The organism is Fusibacter bizertensis (assembly GCF_029914245.1).
GTDB lineage: Bacteria > Bacillota > Clostridia > Peptostreptococcales > Acidaminobacteraceae > Fusibacter_C > Fusibacter_C bizertensis.
In genome coordinates this window covers 1-20,856 of sequence record NZ_JARYZI010000021.1, presented here as the reverse complement: position 1 = coordinate 20,856, position 20,856 = coordinate 1, and the positions used below count along the sequence as shown (strand labels likewise).

At 37.9% G+C, this 20,856-nt stretch carries 10 protein-coding genes; 9 read left to right on the top strand and 1 reads right to left on the bottom strand.

The genetic code is table 11. The features are described from left to right. Positions 1 to 81 precede the first annotated feature (81 nt). The 3 genes from QE109_RS17315 to QE109_RS17305 all read left to right on the top strand — a co-directional run bounded on the left by QE109_RS17315 (position 82) and on the right by QE109_RS17305 (position 3,560). Positions 82 to 351: a barstar family protein gene (locus QE109_RS17315; protein ID WP_281095806.1), complete on the top strand. Its 270-nt coding sequence runs from the start codon at positions 82 to 84 to the stop codon at positions 349 to 351. 163 nt (positions 352 to 514) lie between these two features. Continuing rightward, positions 515 to 1,513: a lipoate--protein ligase gene (locus QE109_RS17310; protein ID WP_281095805.1), complete on the top strand. Its 999-nt coding sequence runs from the start codon at positions 515 to 517 to the stop codon at positions 1,511 to 1,513. Positions 1,514 to 1,943: 430 nt separating this feature from the next. Next, the gene (locus QE109_RS17305) at positions 1,944 to 3,560 is read left to right on the top strand and encodes a BCCT family transporter (RefSeq protein ID WP_281095804.1); all 1,617 of its coding nucleotides are present in this window, start codon (positions 1,944 to 1,946) and stop codon (positions 3,558 to 3,560) included. 116 nt (positions 3,561 to 3,676) lie between these two features. Here QE109_RS17305 and QE109_RS17775 read toward each other — a convergent pair whose 3' ends face one another. Further along, positions 3,677 to 4,012: a phosphatase PAP2 family protein gene (locus QE109_RS17775; RefSeq protein ID WP_425365124.1), complete on the bottom strand. Its 336-nt coding sequence runs from the start codon at positions 4,010 to 4,012 to the stop codon at positions 3,677 to 3,679. On the opposite strand from QE109_RS17775, the gene QE109_RS17295 reads away from it, so the two are divergent. From QE109_RS17295 to QE109_RS17270, 6 genes are all read left to right on the top strand, one after another. Further along, positions 3,993 to 4,163, top strand: coding sequence for a hypothetical protein (locus QE109_RS17295; RefSeq protein WP_281095802.1), 171 nt, complete (start codon positions 3,993 to 3,995; stop codon positions 4,161 to 4,163). The genes QE109_RS17775 and QE109_RS17295 overlap by 20 nt on opposite strands. A 337-nt stretch (positions 4,164 to 4,500) precedes the next feature. Next, complete coding sequence (gene pflB, locus QE109_RS17290) at positions 4,501 to 6,756, top strand: formate C-acetyltransferase (RefSeq protein ID WP_281095801.1); 2,256 nt, start codon at positions 4,501 to 4,503, stop codon at positions 6,754 to 6,756. A gap of 25 nt (positions 6,757 to 6,781) precedes the next feature. Continuing rightward, a complete protein-coding gene (gene pflA / locus QE109_RS17285) occupies positions 6,782 to 7,543 on the top strand; it encodes a pyruvate formate-lyase-activating protein (protein ID WP_281095800.1) in 762 nt (253 codons plus the stop codon). A gap of 12 nt (positions 7,544 to 7,555) precedes the next feature. Next, positions 7,556 to 8,278, top strand: a complete 723-nt coding sequence (locus QE109_RS17280) for a Crp/Fnr family transcriptional regulator (RefSeq protein ID WP_342637179.1) — start codon at positions 7,556 to 7,558, stop codon at positions 8,276 to 8,278. A gap of 195 nt (positions 8,279 to 8,473) precedes the next feature. After that, entirely contained in the window at positions 8,474 to 12,169 is a 3,696-nt protein-coding gene (locus tag QE109_RS17275) for a S8 family serine peptidase (RefSeq protein ID WP_281095799.1), read from the top strand. 981 nt (positions 12,170 to 13,150) lie between these two features. Beyond that, on the top strand, positions 13,151 to 20,856 hold a 7,706-nt coding region (locus QE109_RS17270), incomplete at its 3' end, for a fibronectin type III domain-containing protein (protein WP_281095798.1).

The window sequence follows — 20,856 nt, the reverse complement described above, 5'->3', positions numbered from 1 at the left end:
ATCCGCAACGTCTATCACTATTATAAGTAAAAACAGAACACATAGCTCTAAACTATGTGTTCATTATACAAGGAGGATGACATGAAAACATATACACTTGAAGGCACAAAATTTAGCTCGGTAGAGGCTTTGCATATCGCCCTAAAAGAAGAACTAAGTCTTTCAGAACATTATGGTGGGAATCTCGATGCGCTATGGGATGAACTCTCGGTGAGAAGTGAGGCCACCGAAATCGTAGTGATGGATTGGTTAAAAGCAAAGCTATTACTGGGGAGTTACGCTGATAAGCTAGAGCGTGTCTTCACAGAGATAGGTCAGTACAATAAAGGGATTATAGTGAAGTTTAAATAAATCAGAATTTTAAGAAATTATCACTTGATTGCTGTTATCAGTGCTGATAGAATGGTGGTAGTACGTTCGAAGTTTATCTAACTATAACGAGAGAAATTCGTAAATTTAACTTATTATACTTGATATAAGTTGTTGCCGATTGTGGCTGGAATAGGAGGCTGTTATGTCTATTAAAACAAAGCTGTTTATCTCAAAATCAACTAATCCGTGGTTTAACTTAGCATATGAGGAACAACTGGTTGGCGAAGTTGCTGAAGATGAGGTTTACCTTTACCTTTGGCAAAATCAGCATACTGTCGTCATCGGGAAACATCAAAATCCTTGGAGAGAGGTACTTGTATCAGAACTTGAAGGCGATGAAGGGAAACTTGCGAGACGACTTTCAGGTGGTGGTGCTGTGTATCATGACCTTGGCAACCTCAACTTTACCTTTGTCATGAACAAAAAACATGAAGACCTACACAGACAACTCAAAGTCATCGTAGAAGGTGTGAAAGCACTGGGGATTGAAGCAGAGTTTTCTGGAAGAAACGATATATTAGCAGAAGGCAGAAAGTTCTCAGGCAATGCCTTTTATTATGGAAAAGATAATTATTACCACCACGGGACGATCTTGGTGGATGTGGATATGAGCAAACTTGGTAAATACCTCAACGTCTCTATGAAAAAGCTCAGTGCAAAAGGAGTAGAATCTGTTAAATCAAGAGTGATTAACCTCAAAGAACTTAACCCGGAGATCACTATACAAGGTATGATGACCGCTGTTGGAGAAGCTTTTGAGTTCGAATATGGTAAAGCTGAAGACGTTTTCTACATCTCAGATGAAAACCCTCCTGAAAATGCAGCTGCGCGTTATGAGCATTATGCATCTTGGGAATGGCGATTTGGGAAAACACCTAACTTTGATGTCACTTTCGAGGAGAAATTTACTTGGGGTGAGTTGGTGCTTAGTTTTAAACTGAAAGGCGCAGTGGTTGAAGCTTGTGAAGTTTATTCCGATGCTATGAACACCGACCTGATCGAAGCCATGAGTGGGATATTCGTAGGGAAACGTTTCGAGACTCAAGAAATCCAATCAGCGATGGAGGCAATTAACGTAACTGAAGAACTTAAGCCTGCTGTAAAAGAGATTTCACAGTGGATTCAGACGCTGGCGATATAAGCTCAATAGAATACCCTTTGCAACATGAAAAAAAATATGCTATAATCGAAAAATGTAAAAAACGTAATAGATACAAATGAAGTAAATGCTTAGAGTATTTGAATTTCGAGCTAGAGTATGCAGTGAAGTGTATTTTTTCACCGTAGGTTTTAGTAAGCTGTTCACAAAAAAGAAATGGGTGTTGAAAAATTCGTAAAAGAACTGGGGTCTGCGCAGGTACTCACAAGGAAATGCGCTATACTATCGATGATGGTATAATGTGAATCATGAAAATGGTGAAACTTAGGCACTCTAACTCTTCTAAATAGAAGGGTTAGAGTGCCTTTTTATTTGGTTAATTACACAACAGCGCATAACGATTAGCATAAGATAGGCAATAAAGACTACTTGTAATTTGAAAATAGCGTGAAATAAAGGGAGGAAGTAACACATGAGTAAAAAGATTATAAAACTGAAGAAGGAGCTGCATGACAGGAACTTTACTAAGTTTGGACTTGATCTAAACTTGACTGTATCCGGACTATCTGCACTCTTACTTATTGCATTTTCAGCGTATGCATTTTTAAACCTGGACAAAGCCTCGGAACAATTAACTGCTTTTAAAGCAATGATTATTGAGCGTTTTGACACAGTGTTTATTTTTTCGGCCAATTTGTTCATTGTAGCGTTAATTTTACTTGCAGTGATGAAATCAGGAAAGATCCGACTTGGTGGAGATGATGCCAAGCCTGAATTCTCAACATTTTCATGGTATGCCATGCTAATGTCTGCTGGTATGGGAATTGGACTTATGTTTTGGTCAGTTGGAGAGCCGATTTACCATCAAGTAGGCTCACCGATATTTGCAAGTTCAACATCAAGATATACAGCACTTGCAACGACATTTTTCCACTGGGGGATTCATCCTTGGGCGATATATGGTATTATCTCGTTGGCACTTGCTTATTTTACATTTAACAAAAAATTACCACTTTCACCGAGATCGTTTTTTTATCCGATTTTTAAAGAAAAAATATTTGGCCTTCTAGGAGACATCATCGATACATTGGCTGTACTTGCAGCACTTGCAGGACTTGCCACTTCACTTGGGCTCGGTGTACAGCAAATCAACAGTGGATTAACTCATATATTTGGACTACCAAACAATATATTGATGCAAGTTGCTCTCATTGCAGTGATTACTTTGATCGCAACAGCATCTGTAGTATCAGGAATTGATAAAGGGGTTAAATTCTTAAGTGAACTCAACATCAAAGCTGCTTTTGTTTTGATGATGATCGTGCTTTTAGTGGGACCTACCTTTACGATATTTAAAGACATTTTTATGTCTACAGGTCTGTATATTAAAGGTTTTGTAAACGCTTCATTAAACGTGAATTCACTTGATGCCGGTTGGTCTCAAGGTTGGACGATCTTTTACTGGGCATGGTGGATTTCATGGAGCCCATTTGTTGGGATGTTTATCGCAAAGATCTCTAGAGGTAGAACAATTAGAGAATTTATAACAGCTGTCTTAGTTGTACCTACTTTACTATCAATCGTATGGCTGGGTGTCTTTGGCTCAACAGCGCTTAATATAGATGCAGCGACAGCAGGTGCGGTAACTGAAGCGGTGAATAGTAACTTATCGATTGCACTCTTTGAGATGGTTCAACTGATAGATGCACCATTTTTCGTAGATGTACTTAAAGTAATTGTAAATGCGCTAGCAGTTTTCTTAGTTATCACTTTCTTTGTTACTTCAAGTGATTCAGGTTCACTGGTAGTTGATAGTTTAGCAAGTGGTGGAAAGCTAAAATCACCAGTTGGCCAGAGAGTTTTCTGGGCACTTATGGAAGGTTTTATAGCAGCAGTACTACTGATCATCGGTGGGAAGCAAGCACTTTCTATATTGCAAGCAGCTGTAATCACCACAGGACTTCCATTTGCAATTATCATCACGGTAGTTACAGTACTTTTGATTAATGAGTTAATTGTTAAGGAATGGCTTGCTCAAAACGCACTTAAGAAGGCGATGAAGCAAACCAAACCTGTAGATGTGGAATAGAAAGAAGCAAACTTAAAGATATAGAATAAGATACAAAAAAAGTGAAGTGCCAGACACGCAGGATGTGTTTGGCACTTTTTATTTTCCCAAGGCTATATAAGGGGCATATAAAGCAACTAAGGGAGAAGAAGGAGTATAGCTATTTGATGGGAGAGGTATGCCAATAGCATCCCGATGAGGACATCGGTCGGATAATGGAATCCAAGTATGATCCTGGATAATCCAACGAAAAAGGCGATGACCATTAGTGGAAGAGTGAGCGAAGGGATGCTAGCGGCATACGATAAGGCTATGGTAAAGGCACACGCAGTATGTCCTGATGGGAACGAATACTGGCATGCCGGGGGCTGCGTTACATTGGCGATGGAGATACTTTTATAAGGACGTGGGCGATTGACGATCCTTTTAATGGATTGTACAAGAATTTGAGAGATGATCAGAGTAAGTAGCATCGTCTTTCCCACGGGTATGAAAAACATCTGGTCTAGGATCAGAGCAAGTAATGAAAAGAAAATAGCAGTCTCTGTGTCGCCCAGATGTGTAACCAATCGCATGATTCTTGCAAACCATGGATTTTTGGAGCTCGAATTTAGTTTAAGATAGATTAGTCTATCATTTTGTATCAATAGTTGTTTGATTGTGTGCATAGGTTCCTCCTGAGATTCACCAATTATGATGTGTATCATTTTAGTTCGCTTCATGTAAAAGCTGTTGTTCTTTGTATACAGGATAAACCATATGTGTGAAGTTCATATTATGGCCATGTTAGGTTTATATTAATTAACAAACTTTAACATAAATTTCAATACTTTTTCTAAAAATGTGCGTCTGGTCACATAACGGTATTGAAACCTAAGTTATAATGAGTACAAAGAATAAGTATTTTGTATACAAAGAGAGATAAACGATAAAGAAACACTCTATTAAGGAGGAAATTGATATGAAAAAAGATTTCATTAAAGGGACATGGAATGAAGCGATAGATGTTAGAGATTTTATTCAGAAAAATTATAAACCCTATGAAGGCGACGACAGTTTTTTGGTAGGGATGAGTAAAAAGACAGAGACGATTTGGGATAAAGCCAAATCTTTGATAGAAGAAGAGATTGAAAAGGGAATTATCGATATTGAAACGAAAGTATTTTCAGCGATCGACGCCTTTGATCCTGGTTATATCAGTAAGGAAGATGAAGTCATCGTGGGTTTTCAAACGGATGCACCTCTTAAACGCATCATGAACCCTTACGGTGGTTTCAGAATGCTTGAAAACTCTTTAGAGGCTTACGGCTATACCATATCAGATGAAATGGCTGATGACTTCCAAGCTTATAGAAAGACACATAATGCTGGTGTATTTGATGCTTATACCACAGATATGAAAACAGCTAGAACTGTGGGTTTGATGACTGGTCTTCCCGATGCTTACGGTAGAGGTAGAATCATCGGTGATTACAGAAGAATCTCACTTTATGGAACAGATTACCTCATAGCTGAAAAGAAAAAAGACTTAAAAGCATTAGAATCAAAAGTTGCAAATGAATACTATATCAGACTGAGAGAAGAGATCTCTATGCAGATCGCAGCACTTAAAGAAATCACAGCTATGGCAAAAAGCTATGGTGATGACATCTCAAAACCTGCTAAAGATGCAAGAGAAGCCGTTCAATTTTTCTACTATGGCTATTTGGCTGCAGTTAAAGAAAACAACGGTGCTGCAATGTCTCTAGGACGCAATACTGCGTTTTTAGATATTTATATAGAGCGCGATATCGAGGCAGGACTTCTAACAGAAGAAACAGCCCAAGAACTCATCGACCAACTCGTAATCAAACTCAGAATGGTTCGCCACCTTAGGACACCAGACTATAACGTATTGTTTGCAGGTGATCCAACGTGGGTGACGGAATCTATCGGTGGTATCGGTGAAGACGGCAGATCGTTGGTAACAAAGACTGCTTATCGTTTCTTGCACACACTTACAAACCTTGATCCAGCACCAGAACCAAACATGACTGTACTATGGTCAGAGGCACTTCCGACGAATTTCAAACGCTACTGTTCTAAGATGTCTATAGAAACAGGTGCGATTCAATATGAAAATGATGATTTGATGCGTCCAATCTACGGCGACGATTATGGTATCGCATGCTGTGTTTCTCCGATGCGTATCGGTAAAGACATGCAGTTCTTTGGCGCAAGATCAAACCTTGCTAAGGCTTTACTTTATGCCATCAACGAAGGACAAGATGAGTTTAAAAGAAACAAAGATGGTAGCTTAATAAAGGTCATCAGAGATATCCCGAAACTTCCAGAGGCAGGCGCTGCTGGTGAAGTGCTCAAGTATGAAGAAGTCTTACCTAGATTTGAAAAAGTGATGGCAGAGCTTGCAGAGCTTTATGTGAACACAATGAATACCATCCACTACATGCACGACAAATACGCTTATGAAAAAGGTCAGATGGCGCTTCATGACTCTGAAGTACATCGCATCATGGCATTTGGTGTAGCTGGACTTTCTATCGTAGCAGATTCACTAAGTGCCATCAAATATGCAAAAGTAACACCAGTGAGAGATGAGGCTGGCATCGCGATTGACTTTAACATCGAAGGTGAATTCCCGATGTTTGGAAATGATGATGACAGAGTGGATACGCTTGCAAGTGATGCAGTTAAATTCTTTATGGCAGAGCTTAAAAAACATGAAACTTATAGAGATTCTCAGCAAACTTTATCTGTGTTAACCATCACATCAAATGTCGTATATGGTAAAAAAACAGGTGCTACGCCAGATGGTAGAGCAAAAGGCGAAGCATTTGCACCAGGTGCAAATCCAATGCACGGACGCGATAAGATGGGTGCACTGGCATCACTTAACTCAGTGGCAAAAATTCCATTTGAAGATGTATGCCAAGATGGAATCTCCAATACGTTTTCTATCGTACCAACTGCACTTGGCCGTGCTGAAAACGATAGACTGGTTAACCTATCTGGATTACTTGATGGCTACTTTGCAAAAGGTGCTTTCCACCTTAACGTCAACGTACTCTCAAGAGCACTACTGGTAGATGCCATGGAAAACCCAGCGAAGTATCCAACACTTACGATTCGCGTATCAGGTTATGCGGTTCACTTTAACAGATTAACAAGAGAACAAAAGGAAGAAGTCATCATGCGTACGTTCCATGAACGCGTGTAATTCTTTGTGAAAGGAGCGTGGCAATATGTCAGTATTAAAAGGAAAGTTACATTCTATAGAAACCATGGGACTCGTAGATGGTCCTGGAATTAGAACCGTATTCTTCTTCCAAGGGTGTCCTTTGAGATGTCAGTATTGCCATAATCCCGATTCTCAAAGTTTCAGTGGCTTGGCTGAGATCACAGCGGAAGAAATCGTAGCTACGGCACTTCGCTACAAATCTTACTATGATGCAACTGGCGGAGGTGTCACCTTCTCAGGTGGCGAACCCCTGATGCAAAGTGCATTTATACTAGAAGCTTTAAAAGCATTAAAAGAGAAAGGCATCGCTACATGTATCGATACGTCGGGCTACGGGCAGATGACCTACTATGAGGAAATCTTTAAATATACAGATCATATCTTACTTGACATCAAGCACACCAGAAACGATGTACATCAAACATTGACGGGTTTAGATATGGGCGGCATCAAGAACTTTTTACATGCACTTGAAGGCTTCAGCGGTACTGTCACCATCAGACACGTGATGGTGCCGGGGCTTTCAGATGATCAAAAGGTCATGGATGAAATTTTACAAATGATAGCACCAATCCAAAAAAATGTTGATAAAATAGACATTTTGCCGTATCATAAAGCTGGAACTGAAAAATATTCTCAATTAAACATTCCGTATCAACTTGAGACTGTACCAGCGATGAACCAAGACCTTGCGGCAGTGTTTGAAAAGGAAATCAACGAGAAACTTCAGGCTCTAAAAAAAAGCGCGTTGTCAAAGACAGCGTAGGAAGGTGATCTTATCATTTCATCAAAGTGTAACCATGAGCAATGTATCAAATGTGGTAAATTATTATGCATCAACAATATCCCCTTACTGTCAGGTCTAGACGAAGTTGAAGTTGAAAAGATCTCAGAAGGGGTTTCTTCACATGTCTATAAAAAGGGTGATGTGGTGTTTTCGCAAGGTGAACGTGCCAATAAACTCTACATCATCTGCTCCGGAAAAATCAAGATCTTCAAAAACCTGTTAGAAGGTAAAGAACAGATCTTGTACATCCTATCAGAGGGTGACTTTATAGGGGCTTTCAACTTACTAAAAGCAGACGAGTTTGATTTTAGTGCAGTAGCACTTGAAAATACACAGATAAGCACACTTGAAAAAAGTGCCTTCGATAAAGTGATGATCAGCAATCCAGAGATCACGCTAAAGATATTCGAAAAAGCATACGAGCGCATCATTAAGGCTGAAAGCCTCGTGGAACGCCTATCTAGTAGTACACCAGACGCCAAAGTCATAGGATTACTCATCGACCTTGCATCTGATTTTGGTTCGGCTGCACCAGAAGGTGGTATCATGCTGGACCTCACCATTAGCCGTGAAGAGATGGGTAGCTACGCAGGCATCGCTAGAGAAACCATGTCCCGTAAGCTCCAACTTTTTGATGAGATGGGATTGATTAAGCTTTTAGGGGCTAAAAAGATCTTGATCCATGATCTTGCTAAGCTTAAGGCGATGATTTGATCGCTTTAAATTTCATCATAAATTAAAAATATAGAGCAATAGTTAAATATATAAATCAATATGAAAACTCCGCTAAATTGCGGAGTTTTTTTAATGAAATTCTAAGAATTCAAAGTATTGCATGGGTTGTTAGAAAATGGTATATATAGAATATTGATAAAATTATATCAAAATAATTAGATACATGAGGGTAAGATGAAATTGAATAAAGCTAAGGTGATATCGAGTTTGCTTTTAAGTTTTGTAATGGTGGTAACGCAAGTTCCGGCATACGCTTTAAGTACAGGCACTGAATATAATGAGACATCAATGATACATAGTTTTCAACCAAGTATTATAGAAAATGAGATAGTTAGAACCAATACCCGTTTAGGCACTCAACCTGCTAATCATTTTGAAAGTAAAACCGCGACTCAAAATGTTAATCAAAATGATATTCAAAACGATACTCAACCCCAAAATCAGCTTAAGGTAGTGTCTACATCTGATCCACTAACGGCGTCAGAAAACGACCGTGTGCTCGTAGATGTATTAAACGATTCAAGTAACCAACCTATAAGTATTTCAAGTGAGGCGATAAACTCATTTGAAATGTCTTCAGAAGGCGAAATTGAAGTAGTCTACACGTTAAACGGAAAACAAGGTGTCGCTACTTATTTAGAAAAAGATATATTGAGACACCTGAATGCGTCTGATTTTGAAAATGATATCGCTTATAGACCAGCAGATGAAGTTGCTGAAGTTTTAGGGCTGACGCGATTAAAAGAGGCTGTACAGGACAATGGCCAAGAAATCATCGTTGCCGTAGTGGATACTGGTATTGACCAAGATCACCCGATTTTTAAGGATCGTTTAGTTCAGGGATACGATGTCCTTGAAGATGATCATACGGTAACAGACGATGATGGTCACGGGACACATGTTGCTGGTATCATAGCGCTTTCAACATCTGACAATGTTAAAATCATGCCTATCGATGTCTTTGGCGAAGATGGTGCACTTGATTCATCAGTTGTAAGTGGTATTTATTATGCCGTTAAAAATGGCGCAAAAGTCATCAATTTATCACTGGGTGGCTATGGCAAAACCAGTTATTTAGAAAAAGGGATTCAGTATGCACGTAACAACGGCGTTATCGTTATCGCTGCAGCAGGAAACGATGCACATGATGTCAAACACGATTATCCAGCTGCTTTCAAAGAAGTCATCACTGTAGGTGCAACAAACAATACAGGTTCATTGCTTTATTATTCAAACTTTGGCGATGCGGTTGATATATGTGCACCTGGTGAGAAAATCGTAAGTGCTTTTCCAGATGAAAGTGCTGAAGCTTTATCCGGTACATCTATGGCTTCACCGTTTGTAGCAGCAACTGCTGCGATGCTTTGGCTAGATCATAAAGGTATGAAACTTGCCGATGTTGAAAATCTTTTGCTGGCAAACACAAAAGACCTAGGTGCAAAAGGCAAAGATATCGCCTTTGGTAACGGTGAAATCAACTATGAAAATTATAAAAGCAACGATGAATTTTATCTCATTGGCTATACTGAAACCACATCAAATATGGAATTCAAATACGATATGCCACTGAACTACTATGTGGGATCAAAAGTCAAATCAGTTGAATTTCTAGTAGATGACAGCTCAGTCTATACGAGTACCAATAAAAATGGGATTTATAGTGCACCTATAAACATTAGGAGCAAAAGTGTTGGAGCACATACGTTAAAAGTAAAAGTAACTTTAAGTGATGGCACTCAAATGACAGCATTTGAACATTCCTTTAATATCCCGAAATACAACGTAAGGATAAAGTTATATGACCTTTATGGCGATAATAGAAGCTCGGATAGTAGTGTCAGGGACAGTATTGATTCTTTAATATACAATTATACAGCTGGAATCTATGCAGAAGAAAGTGGCTTTATCTTTGGAGGGGGCACCATTAATAGAAATATCGATTTTTCCAGTGAAGCTGATAAAAAATTGTATCACTATTTCATCTTTAATCACAATTTAGAAATGATGCCTCTGTATTTTAGAGGGCTATATACAGGTGGGGATTATTTAATTGAGCCTACTGAGTGTCAGAAAACTGAATTTGTGATGGACTCACCTTATATGGGTTCATATTATTGTAGTGTCGACTTACCATTATCCACCTTTAGATATAATGACATGAGTATTGTGCGCTGGGACTACTATGACTTCAGCGAGGTTGCTTATACTGAGCTATATGAATTAGATAAAGAAGGTGAAGACAAATATCTTGAGGCAATTTATCATGATCAAGCTGATTTTGGCGTCAATATAAAATTCGAACAAGTCATAGAGAGATTGGACGAACCATGGAATTCTATAGATAGTTTTGCGATATATAGTGATAGTATTACACAGCTTCAGTCAGATCAAATTATTTCATCTGACAATTTGAGCTATTTTAAGTATGATCATGATGAAAAAGCTTTGTTTTCTTCGCTAAGTTTATATGATTATCAAAAGAAGAAATTAAAGGATTATTACAAATTTAGCATGGATTTCGATGGGGTACTTCCTAAAGGGTTTTATAATGTAAGAGGCACCACTATCTATGAGTTAAATAATAAAGACAGAGTGATTTACAGATATAGAAATGACATCAATTCACATGAGGATACTAATTTTACAATTAAACTTGAGAATGAATTAAAAGATATGGTTTGGTCAAATATAGATAATGACAACACCTTTCATCATACATGGACCGATGATAGGGGTAATATCGTAGAGATGCTACTAGAAGAAACCAATGGAAAAGTTAATTATATGATTCCTAGTATGATCCTTATAAATACCAAGACGGGCAATAAAATCACACTAACAGGTAGACAAAGTGGTGTGAATCCTCAAGGACTTGATATATACACCACAACACATAACTACGACTTAAGTAAGGTTCCAAATGGCAGTTATGAAGTCGTTTTTGAACTAGAAGAACAGTACGAAATAATACCAATAGAAAAATCCTTTTTAGTGATTGAAGTATATAACGGGAAATTGGTAGCTAATAATAACACTGCACCTAGATCCTTAGAAGATGTCACCATATCAATTATGCCACACCAGACAATTGCAATTGATATGTCCGAGTTGTTTTGGGATTCAGAACAATCAGTATTAGAATATACTTTTGGCAAAGGATTTCTTGTAGACAACGTATTTTATTATCAAGATTTATTAGGCAAAGACGCTTATATCCCTATTATGGCGCTTGATGGGATGGGTGGTAGAGCAGACTGTAAATTGAGAATCAAAATAGGCGATGGTTTTCAATTAACCAATGACTTTAAGCCGATTCAAGATGTCATCTTGATGGGAACTTCACCATGGGCAAAAGAGTCTATCGCACAGGCAATCAATGATAAACTTGTGAACAACGATCTTTTAGAAGATTATCAGAACAATATCACACGAGCAGAAGTCTGTGAACTTGTCGTTAAGATGATTGAATCCAAACGCGGGAAAGTAACCGTGATGAAGGGTGTTAACTTTAAAGACACAACGGATGAAGCCGTTTTTAAAGCGGCATCTTTAGGTGTAATGTCTGGAAGTGGTAATGGAGAGTTTAATCCTTATGGTGAAATTACTAGACAGCAGTATTGTAGTGTTATGCTTAAAGTAGCGCAGAAGCTTTCTAATCAATCGTTTAATCTTGCATCAGCTAATTTAAAATTCAAGGATTGGAATCAAGTCGAAAAATGGGCGATTCAAGGAACTGTTTTCTGTGTGAATAATGGCATCATCAGCGGCACCAATGGTTTGTTATCTCCAAGTAATTCTGTTACAAAAGAACAAGCCATAACGATGATCATGAAACTATGGAATGGCGATAAAAACGGCATCTTAAAATAACCGACACAGTATGAAATAAAATGATTTTGCATGATGCATACCGTTTTATTTCATTTTTTTGAATTGATATAAAGCTTTAGTTAATGCATGAAAAAATTTGGTTGTGGGAGACTTAATGTTAAATAAAAAGAATTAATAATCAAAATTTAGTTTATAAATATTATAATGTCATTAAAAAATATTGGAGGCATCAAGAAATATGGTTAATTGAACGGAACTTACATATGACTGGGTTAATAGTATTAAAACTGTAAAATAGTAATTTTTCCCCATTTTAATCATTTACAATTTATGTTAGTATATATTATACTTAATACAATAATAATAATATAAGTATTTCTGATTATTGTATTAAAAAAACATTTATAATTAAAATTCTATTTATGGTTTATTTTAGATAGAAGTAATATTGCTTAGTTTCTAAATGTATATTTAACTGTTTTCAAGAGTGATTATAATGAATAATTTCAAAATAACTAACAAGTTCAAGCGTGGAAATGAAGAAACATTCAAAAACAAAAGTGACTTTTGTCTTTATATAAAGTATTTAAAGCGAAGTAACATGGAAGATTTTGATGTTATGAGTACATGGATTACTTATGAACCATTACTTATTTACATAGTAACTAGATTCAAATTTTATAATGGCATACAGGCTATAGTTTCAACTATAAATTATTATAATTAATCAATGAACAAGTTTCTTCTATCAAGGTTTTGTTAATCGATTTAAGATGGGAAATCTGAGTAAGTAATTTATTGACCTCAATTCTTCTGAATAGGGGCTCTTTTGTGACGCGAAAAGAAGCTTAAGTAAAATAAAGTGAAAAGATGATTCGACTAAAAACAAAATTGTGAAATAATAAGAATTACGCTTTAAAAATTATGCAAAACAAAAAAATATACCTATGCATAGTCGGGCGAATTTATTATTCAAATAAAAAATAATGATGAATATGCTAAAACTGAAAGGAGAAAAAAATGGTTATCAAAAACAAAAGCTTAAAAATAATGCTTGTTTGGATCATTATTGTATCAATGTTATCAGTGAGTTTTGCAGATGTAGCTCAAGTAATTAATCTTCAAAGCACAGCTACTGATCAACAAATTCAATTAAGTTGGGATACAGTAGAAAATGCAACGCAATATCGCATTGAAGTCAATGGGGATGATTCTAATAAAGTAACGTCACCCACCTTTACAGCAGATGGCTTAACCCCAAATGCTAAATATGAGTTTCGGATTAGAGGTGAAAATGAGACAGAAATTGGGTCGTGGAGTGAGCTGATAAGTGTTTTTACTAAAAGAGGCATTGTTTCAAAGGTAAATATCACTTCAGCAGTATTCGAAGAAAGCATCATTTCAATAAAATGGGATTCTGTTGAAAATGCAGAAACTTACTCGGTGAGTGTTAATGGTGTCATCGTGGGAGAGAATGTTGAGTTGACATCACTGCAATATCCTGTAGAAGATGGCGTAAGTATTTACGAAATCAAAGTACGAGGCAAAAATGCAGAGAGCAGTGGAGAGTGGTCAGATACTTTGACTTTGGACCTTGCTGACAGTCCTTTGGATGTCCCTATACTTTTAGAAAAAAGAGCATCAAATAATCAGATTGAAATTCAATGGGATGTAGTTGAAAGAGCAATACAATATGAGGTTGAGATTAATGGTTCTCAGATTATAGTGGTGCAGAACGCAGGTTATACTCATACAGGCCTTGAACCAAACCAGACGTATAAATATCGAGTCAGAGCCTTAAACGATTCTAAAGCATCAGATTGGTCTGATACATTGTCGGTAACTACAAAGCTCTTAAACGGTTTGGAAAGTGTTACATATAAAGTCCAAGATAATATCATCAAACTCACGTGGGGAACCGTTGTCAATGCAACTTCTTACGAAGTATTAGTTGACGGAGAGTTACAAAACGTGGGTTCAAACACGTATTTTAATCATACAAATTTAGAATCAATTTCAGAACACACCTATCAAGTGCGTGCTAAAACGACCGAGGGTGACAGTGATTGGAGCGATGTACTAAAAGTAACCTGTGAAGCAGAGCCTTTAGGTATTCCAACTAATTTGAAAACGGAGTCAGTTAAAGAAGGAATTTCTATTAGTTGGGACGCTGTTGAAAAAGCGACTGCCTATGTTTTGGAAATAAATGGCAACCAAGTAGTTTTAGATCAGATAGCGTATACCTTTGCTGAAGGGGTTAATGGAACGGAATACAAAATCAAAGTTCAAGCAAAAAATGATGTGACTAAAAGTTTGTGGTCAGATGAACTTGTGATGACATATGTTGAATACAGTGGTACAGGGACAGTTGATGATCCATATTTAGTTCGAAGTCTACAGGATTTAATCAACATAAAAAATGATTTGTCAGGGGACTATTTGTTACTGTCAGACATTGATTTAAATGGTATTGACTGGGAACCTATCGGGACAGTTGAATTACCTTTTAGAGGTACTTTTAATGGAAATGGAAAGATTTTAAGAAACCTAAAAATATCTCAACAAGCGATGACGTATGTAGGCTTGTTTGGCTACATAGGTGGTGGATCAGTTAAGAACTTGACAATTGAAAACGCCGATGTATCAGGTGACACATACGTGGGCGCTATTGTAGGATATGCAACTGAGGAAAATAAATTAATTGAAAATTGCCATGTGAAAAATGGTCAAGTGTCAGGGATGAGTAATGTTGGTGGCGTTGTAGGGCGCTTATACAAAGGTTATGTAGAAAATTCCTCTTATACAGGAATTGTAAATGGTGAGAGCAATGTAGGGGGATTTGCAGGCTATGTGAGTTCAAAAATATCAGACTCATGGTTCGATGGTGAAGTGACAGGTATAAGTCAGCGTGTTGGTGGTTTTATCGGTCAATTCTCAGGCTTTAATGGAAGCTATAGAGTTGAACGTTGCTATGCAACAGGTAAGGTGACAGGCAAGCAATCTGTCGGTGGTTTTATCGGATATGGAAGTTGGTCTAGCAGTTTAGATGATTATATCAGTGATAGTTTCGCCATTGTAACTGTAGAGGGTGAAGATGAAGTTGGCGGTTTCTTTGGTACTGAGACGAGTGGAAGCGTCTCAGGGCAGTTTGTTAGATGCTATTCAGCTGGTGCGATAAGTGCGACGGGTGATAATAAAGGTGGATTTGGTGGAAAGTTTAACATAACTTACTCTAAAGCCATAAATTGCTATTATGATGTCTTAAAATCTGGAACAGCTCCAAGATACTCAAACCATGCAATGAATAAGTTAACAACTGGGATGGTGGAGCAAAGCACATTTACAAATTGGGATTTTACAAGTGTATGGTCAATTGATTCGGGTTCATCCTATCCGTATTTAAAGTCGATTGATAAACCAGAGAATCACTTTATTGTCCCAGATACAAGTTCAGCATTACATGGATCTGGAACAGAGGCAAACCCATATCAAATTAAGACGCTTTCAGACTTAAGACAAGTTAAATACGATGTAAGTGCATACTATGTACTTGTGAATGACATAGATATGGAAAATTCAGAATGGGAGCCTATTGGGACTAGTATTATACCTTTTAGAGGTACTTTTAATGGAAATGGAAAGATTTTAAGAAACCTAAAAATATCTCAAGCAGCGATGACGTATGTAGGCTTGTTTGGCTACATAGGTGGTGGATCAGTTAAGAACTTGACAATTGAAAACGCCGATGTATCAGGTGACACGTACGTGGGCGCTATTGTAGGATATGCAACTGAGGAAAATAAATTAATTGAAAATTGCCATGTGAAAAATGGTCAAGTGTCAGGGACGAGTAATGTTGGTGGCGTTGTAGGGCGCTTATACAAAGGTTATGTAGAAAATTCCTCTTATACAGGAATTGTAAATGGTGAGAGCAATGTAGGAGGATTTGCAGGCTATGTGAGTTCAAAAATATCAGACTCATGGTTCGATGGTGAAGTGACAGGTATAAGTCAGCGTGTTGGTGGTTTTATCGGTCAATTCTCAGGCTTTAATGGAAGCTATAGAGTTGAACGTTGCTATGCAACAGGTAAGGTGACAGGCAAGCAATCTGTCGGTGGTTTTATCGGATATGGAAGTTGGTCTAGCAGTTTAGATGATTATATCAGTGATAGTTTCGCCATTGTAACTGTAGAGGGTGAAGATGAGGTTGGCGGTTTCTTTGGTACAGAGTCGAGTGGAAGCGTCTCAGGGCAGTTTATTAGATGCTATTCAGCTGGTGCGATAAGTGCGACGGGTGATAGTAAAGGTGGATTTGGTGGTAAGTTTAACATAGCTTACTCTAAAGCTATAAATTGCTATTATGATGTCTTAAAATCTGAAACAGCTCCAAAATACTCAAACCATGCAACAAATAAGCCAACAACAGGCATGTTGCAACAAAGTACATTTACAAATTGGGATTTTACAAATGTATGGTCAATTGACTCTGGTTCATCCTATCCGTACTTAAATTCGGTTGATAAACCAGAGAATCAGTATATTGTCCCAGACACTAGTTCTGCCTTAAATGGATCTGGTACTGAGGCAAACCCCTATCAAATTAAGACATTATCTGACTTAAGACAAGTTAAATATGATACAAATGCATACTATGTACTTGCGAATGATATTGACATGGAAAATTCAGAATGGGAGCCAATAGGGACTAGCGCTATACCGTTTAGAGGTACTTTTGACGGGAAGGGAAAGACTTTAAGAAACTTAAAAATATCTCAACAGGCGATGACGTATGTAGGCTTGTTTGGCTACATAAACGGTGGAACAATTAAGAATCTGACAGTTGAAAATGCCAACATTGAAGGTCAATCAAATGTGGGAGCATTAGCTGGCAATTTGAATAATGCCAATATTACCAATTGTTTGGTTGAAGGTATAGGAAGCGTATTAGGGACAAATTCTGTTGGTGGCTTAATTGGAGCCGCATCAAATAGTGCCATTGAAAGTTCATCAAGCAAAATAGAAGTAAAAGGGACTAACTATGTCGGTGGACTGGTTGGAAATGCTAGCGGTACAACCATTAATCGTTCTTATTGCTTGGGGGATGTTGAAGCGACAAGCAACTATGCAGGTGGTTTTGTAGGGGCATTTTATATTAGTTCTGGTCAAGGCAAGATAAATGAATCTTATTGTAACAATACTGTCACATCAAATGGTTGGACAGGTGGGCTTATTGGTGTTCTAAGTATCCAGAATACTTATTCCTCAGTGCCAATTATGAATTCATATTCATTAAGCACTTTAAAGGCGCCAATTGGAAAATCATTTGGATTAATAGGACAATTGAGTCAAACAAAGTCTAGTGGAAATTATATTTATTATTCGTACTTTGGTGGTGATAGCAATGGTGTGACAAATAATGGTGGAATTGTTCAAAATAATAGCTATTTAAATGCGTATTTAAGTTATTTCGATTCCGATAAAGCGGGGTGTATTGTTCCAACAGGACAAGCAAGAACCACGGAGCTAATGAAACAAGCGTCAACCTTTTCAAATTGGGACAAAACGATATGGCATGTAAAAGACGGATCATATCCTTATCTTTTGAATTTACCAGTACCAGGTAATGCTGACGTTAGTGAAGGCTTAGCTTTACCTACAAGTTTTAATGGTCAAGAATCTGACGATTGCATTGTGACATTAACTTGGAGTGAAGTTGTGGAAGCAACTGGTTACGAAATTGATCTAAATGGCTCCATCATACAAGTTGGACAGATCTCAACATATCAGCATCTGAATCTTGGATATGATACATCTTACTATTACCGTATTCGATCAATCAATGAATCGGATGCAAGTAGATGGAGTGATAAAATCTTTGTTAGTACCCGGAAAGCATTGCCTGAAATACCGCAATTTAAATCAACTTACATTAACGAAACATCTATAAAATTAAGTTGGGATATAATCGAAGGAGCAGACTATTACGAACTTGAGTGTGATGGTGACGTAGTGAGTCATATCACAGATTTGTTTTATATTCATGACTCCCTAGACTTGGGAACAGAACATCAATATCGAGTAAGAGCGATTAACGAAGGTGGAGGAAGCCCTTGGAGTGAGCTTGTAAAATTTGCAACAGCCGTAGAAGTGATTCCTATACCCAAAGACTTAAAGTGTGTAATGAAAACAGAAGATATTTTACTTACTTGGTCAGCTGTTGAAGATGCAACCCAATACGAACTGGAATGTGATGGTGTTGTCATTAACTGTGGACTCGAGAATTCTTATGTACACGAATCGCTAGAAGTAGATTCTCAACATCAGTACAGAGTTCGAGCTATAAAAGGTGAGAAAATGAGTTTATGGTCAGACTATTTGAATGTAACTTTTGTTAGCTCAGGTGGGAGCGGAACAGAGTTAGATCCTTATCTGATTCATACAAAAGAGGATTTGAAAAATATTAAAAATGATATGTTAGCCCACTATAAACTTGTAGCAGATATTGATTTAACAGGTGAAATCTGGGAACCGATAGGAACCGATAAGGTTCCTTTCAAGGGTTCTTTAGATGGTGATGGTCATAAAATTATAAATCTGAAGATTAATCGCACACTAGATTTTTCGGGGTTATTTGGATATACACAGGATGCAACCATTAAAAGGATTTGCCTTGAAAATCCAGATGTCACAGCTATTGGAACCAGATATACTGGAGCATTGATTGGAATCAGTGAAAGAACAACAGTTTCTAATTGTTCGGTTATTGGTACAGGTCAAGTAACAGGTGGCTCAATAGTAGGTGGTTTAATCGGTTTACAGTCGGCTGGGATAGTAAGTGAGTGTCATTCGGATATAGTAGACATAGTCTCACAGGACACTGCAGGCGGTTTGATTGGCAATGTAATTAACCAAGGCATTATCGAGAAGAGCTACAGTACAGGGAATGTAAGTGCAATAAATAGTTACGTTGGTGGTCTTGTAGGATCCGAATTTGGCATGATTATCCGTGAATGTTATGCAACAGGCAATGTGACAGGCAAGCAGGTCGTAGGTGGCTTGATTGGATATTCCTACTCTAATGGGAATTTATCCATTGAGAACAGTATGTCTTATGGCGATGTGACAGCTTCAGTAAACTGCGGTGGTGGACTCATAGGTTCTGCCTACAACAATAACTATCAAAAAATAAAAAATTGCTATTCAGTAGGAAGTGTAAGTGGACCAGGACAAAATGGCGGAATCATAGCATCTCCAGTAGGCGTAATTGTGAAAAACACATACTATGATGCGTCTGCGTCAGGGTATGTTCCAAAAAATCAAGGTGACGTGGCAAAACAGACTGGTGAAATGCAAGTGAAATCCACATTTGTAAATTGGGATTTTGAAAACATATGGACCATAGAAGAAGGTGAATCCTATCCTTACTTAAGGCATGTTAAACGTCCTGATGAAGCGAGTGGGAGCATGGGAAGTGATGAGATGACAGGTAACGGAACCTTAGAGTCTCCTTACCTTATTGAAACCAAGGCACAATTAAACAGAATGCGAATGGGTCCAGAAGCCCACTATAAACTAGTAGCAGATATTGATTTAACAGATGAAATCTGGGAACCGATAGGAACGGATAAGGTTCCTTTCAAGGGTTCTTTAGATGGTGATGGTCATAAAATTATAAATCTGAAGATTACTCGCACACTAGATTTTTCGGGGTTATTTGGATATACACAGGATGCAACCATTAAAAGGATTTGCCTTGAAAATCCAGATGTCACAGCTATTGGAACCAGATATACTGGAGCATTGATTGGAATCAGTGAAAGAACAACAGTTTCTAATTGTTCGGTTATTGGTACAGGTCAAGTAACAGGTGGCTCAATAGTAGGTGGTTTAATCGGTTTACAGTCGGCTGGGATAGTAAGTGAGTGTCATTCGGATATAGTAGACATAGTCTCACAGGACACTGCAGGCGGTTTGATTGGCAATGTAATTAACCAAGGCATTATCGAGAAGAGCTACAGCACAGGGAATGTAAGTGCAATAAATAGTTACGTTGGTGGTCTTGTAGGATCCGAATTTGGCATGATTATCCGTGAATGTTATGCAACAGGCAATGTGACAGGCAAGCAGGTCGTAGGTGGCTTGATTGGATATTCCTACTCTAATGGGAATTTATCCATTGAGAACAGTATGTCTTATGGCGATGTGACAGCTTCAGTAAACTGCGGTGGTGGACTCATAGGTTCTGCCTACAACAATAATTATCAAAAAATAAAAAATTGCTATTCAGTAGGAAGTGTAAGTGGACCAGGACAAAATGGCGGAATCATAGCATCTCCAGTAGGCGTAATTGTGAAAAACACATACTATGATGCATCTGCTTCAGGATATGTTCCAAAAAATCAAGGTGACGTGGCAAGACAGACGGGTGAAATGCAGGTGAAATCTACATTTTCAAACTGGGATTTTGAAACCATATGGACCATTGATGAAGGCGAATCTTACCCTTACTTAAGGCATGTTAAACGACCTGATGAAGTGAGTGGAGGTTTGGGAAGTGAGAATATGATAGGTAGCGGAACCTTAGAGTCCCCCTACCTTATTGAAACCAAGGCACAATTAAACAGTGTGCGAATGGGTCCAGAAGCACATTATAAACTTGTAGCAGATATTGATTTAACAGGTGAAACGTGGGAACCAATCGGAACATCAGCGGTTCTTTTCAAAGG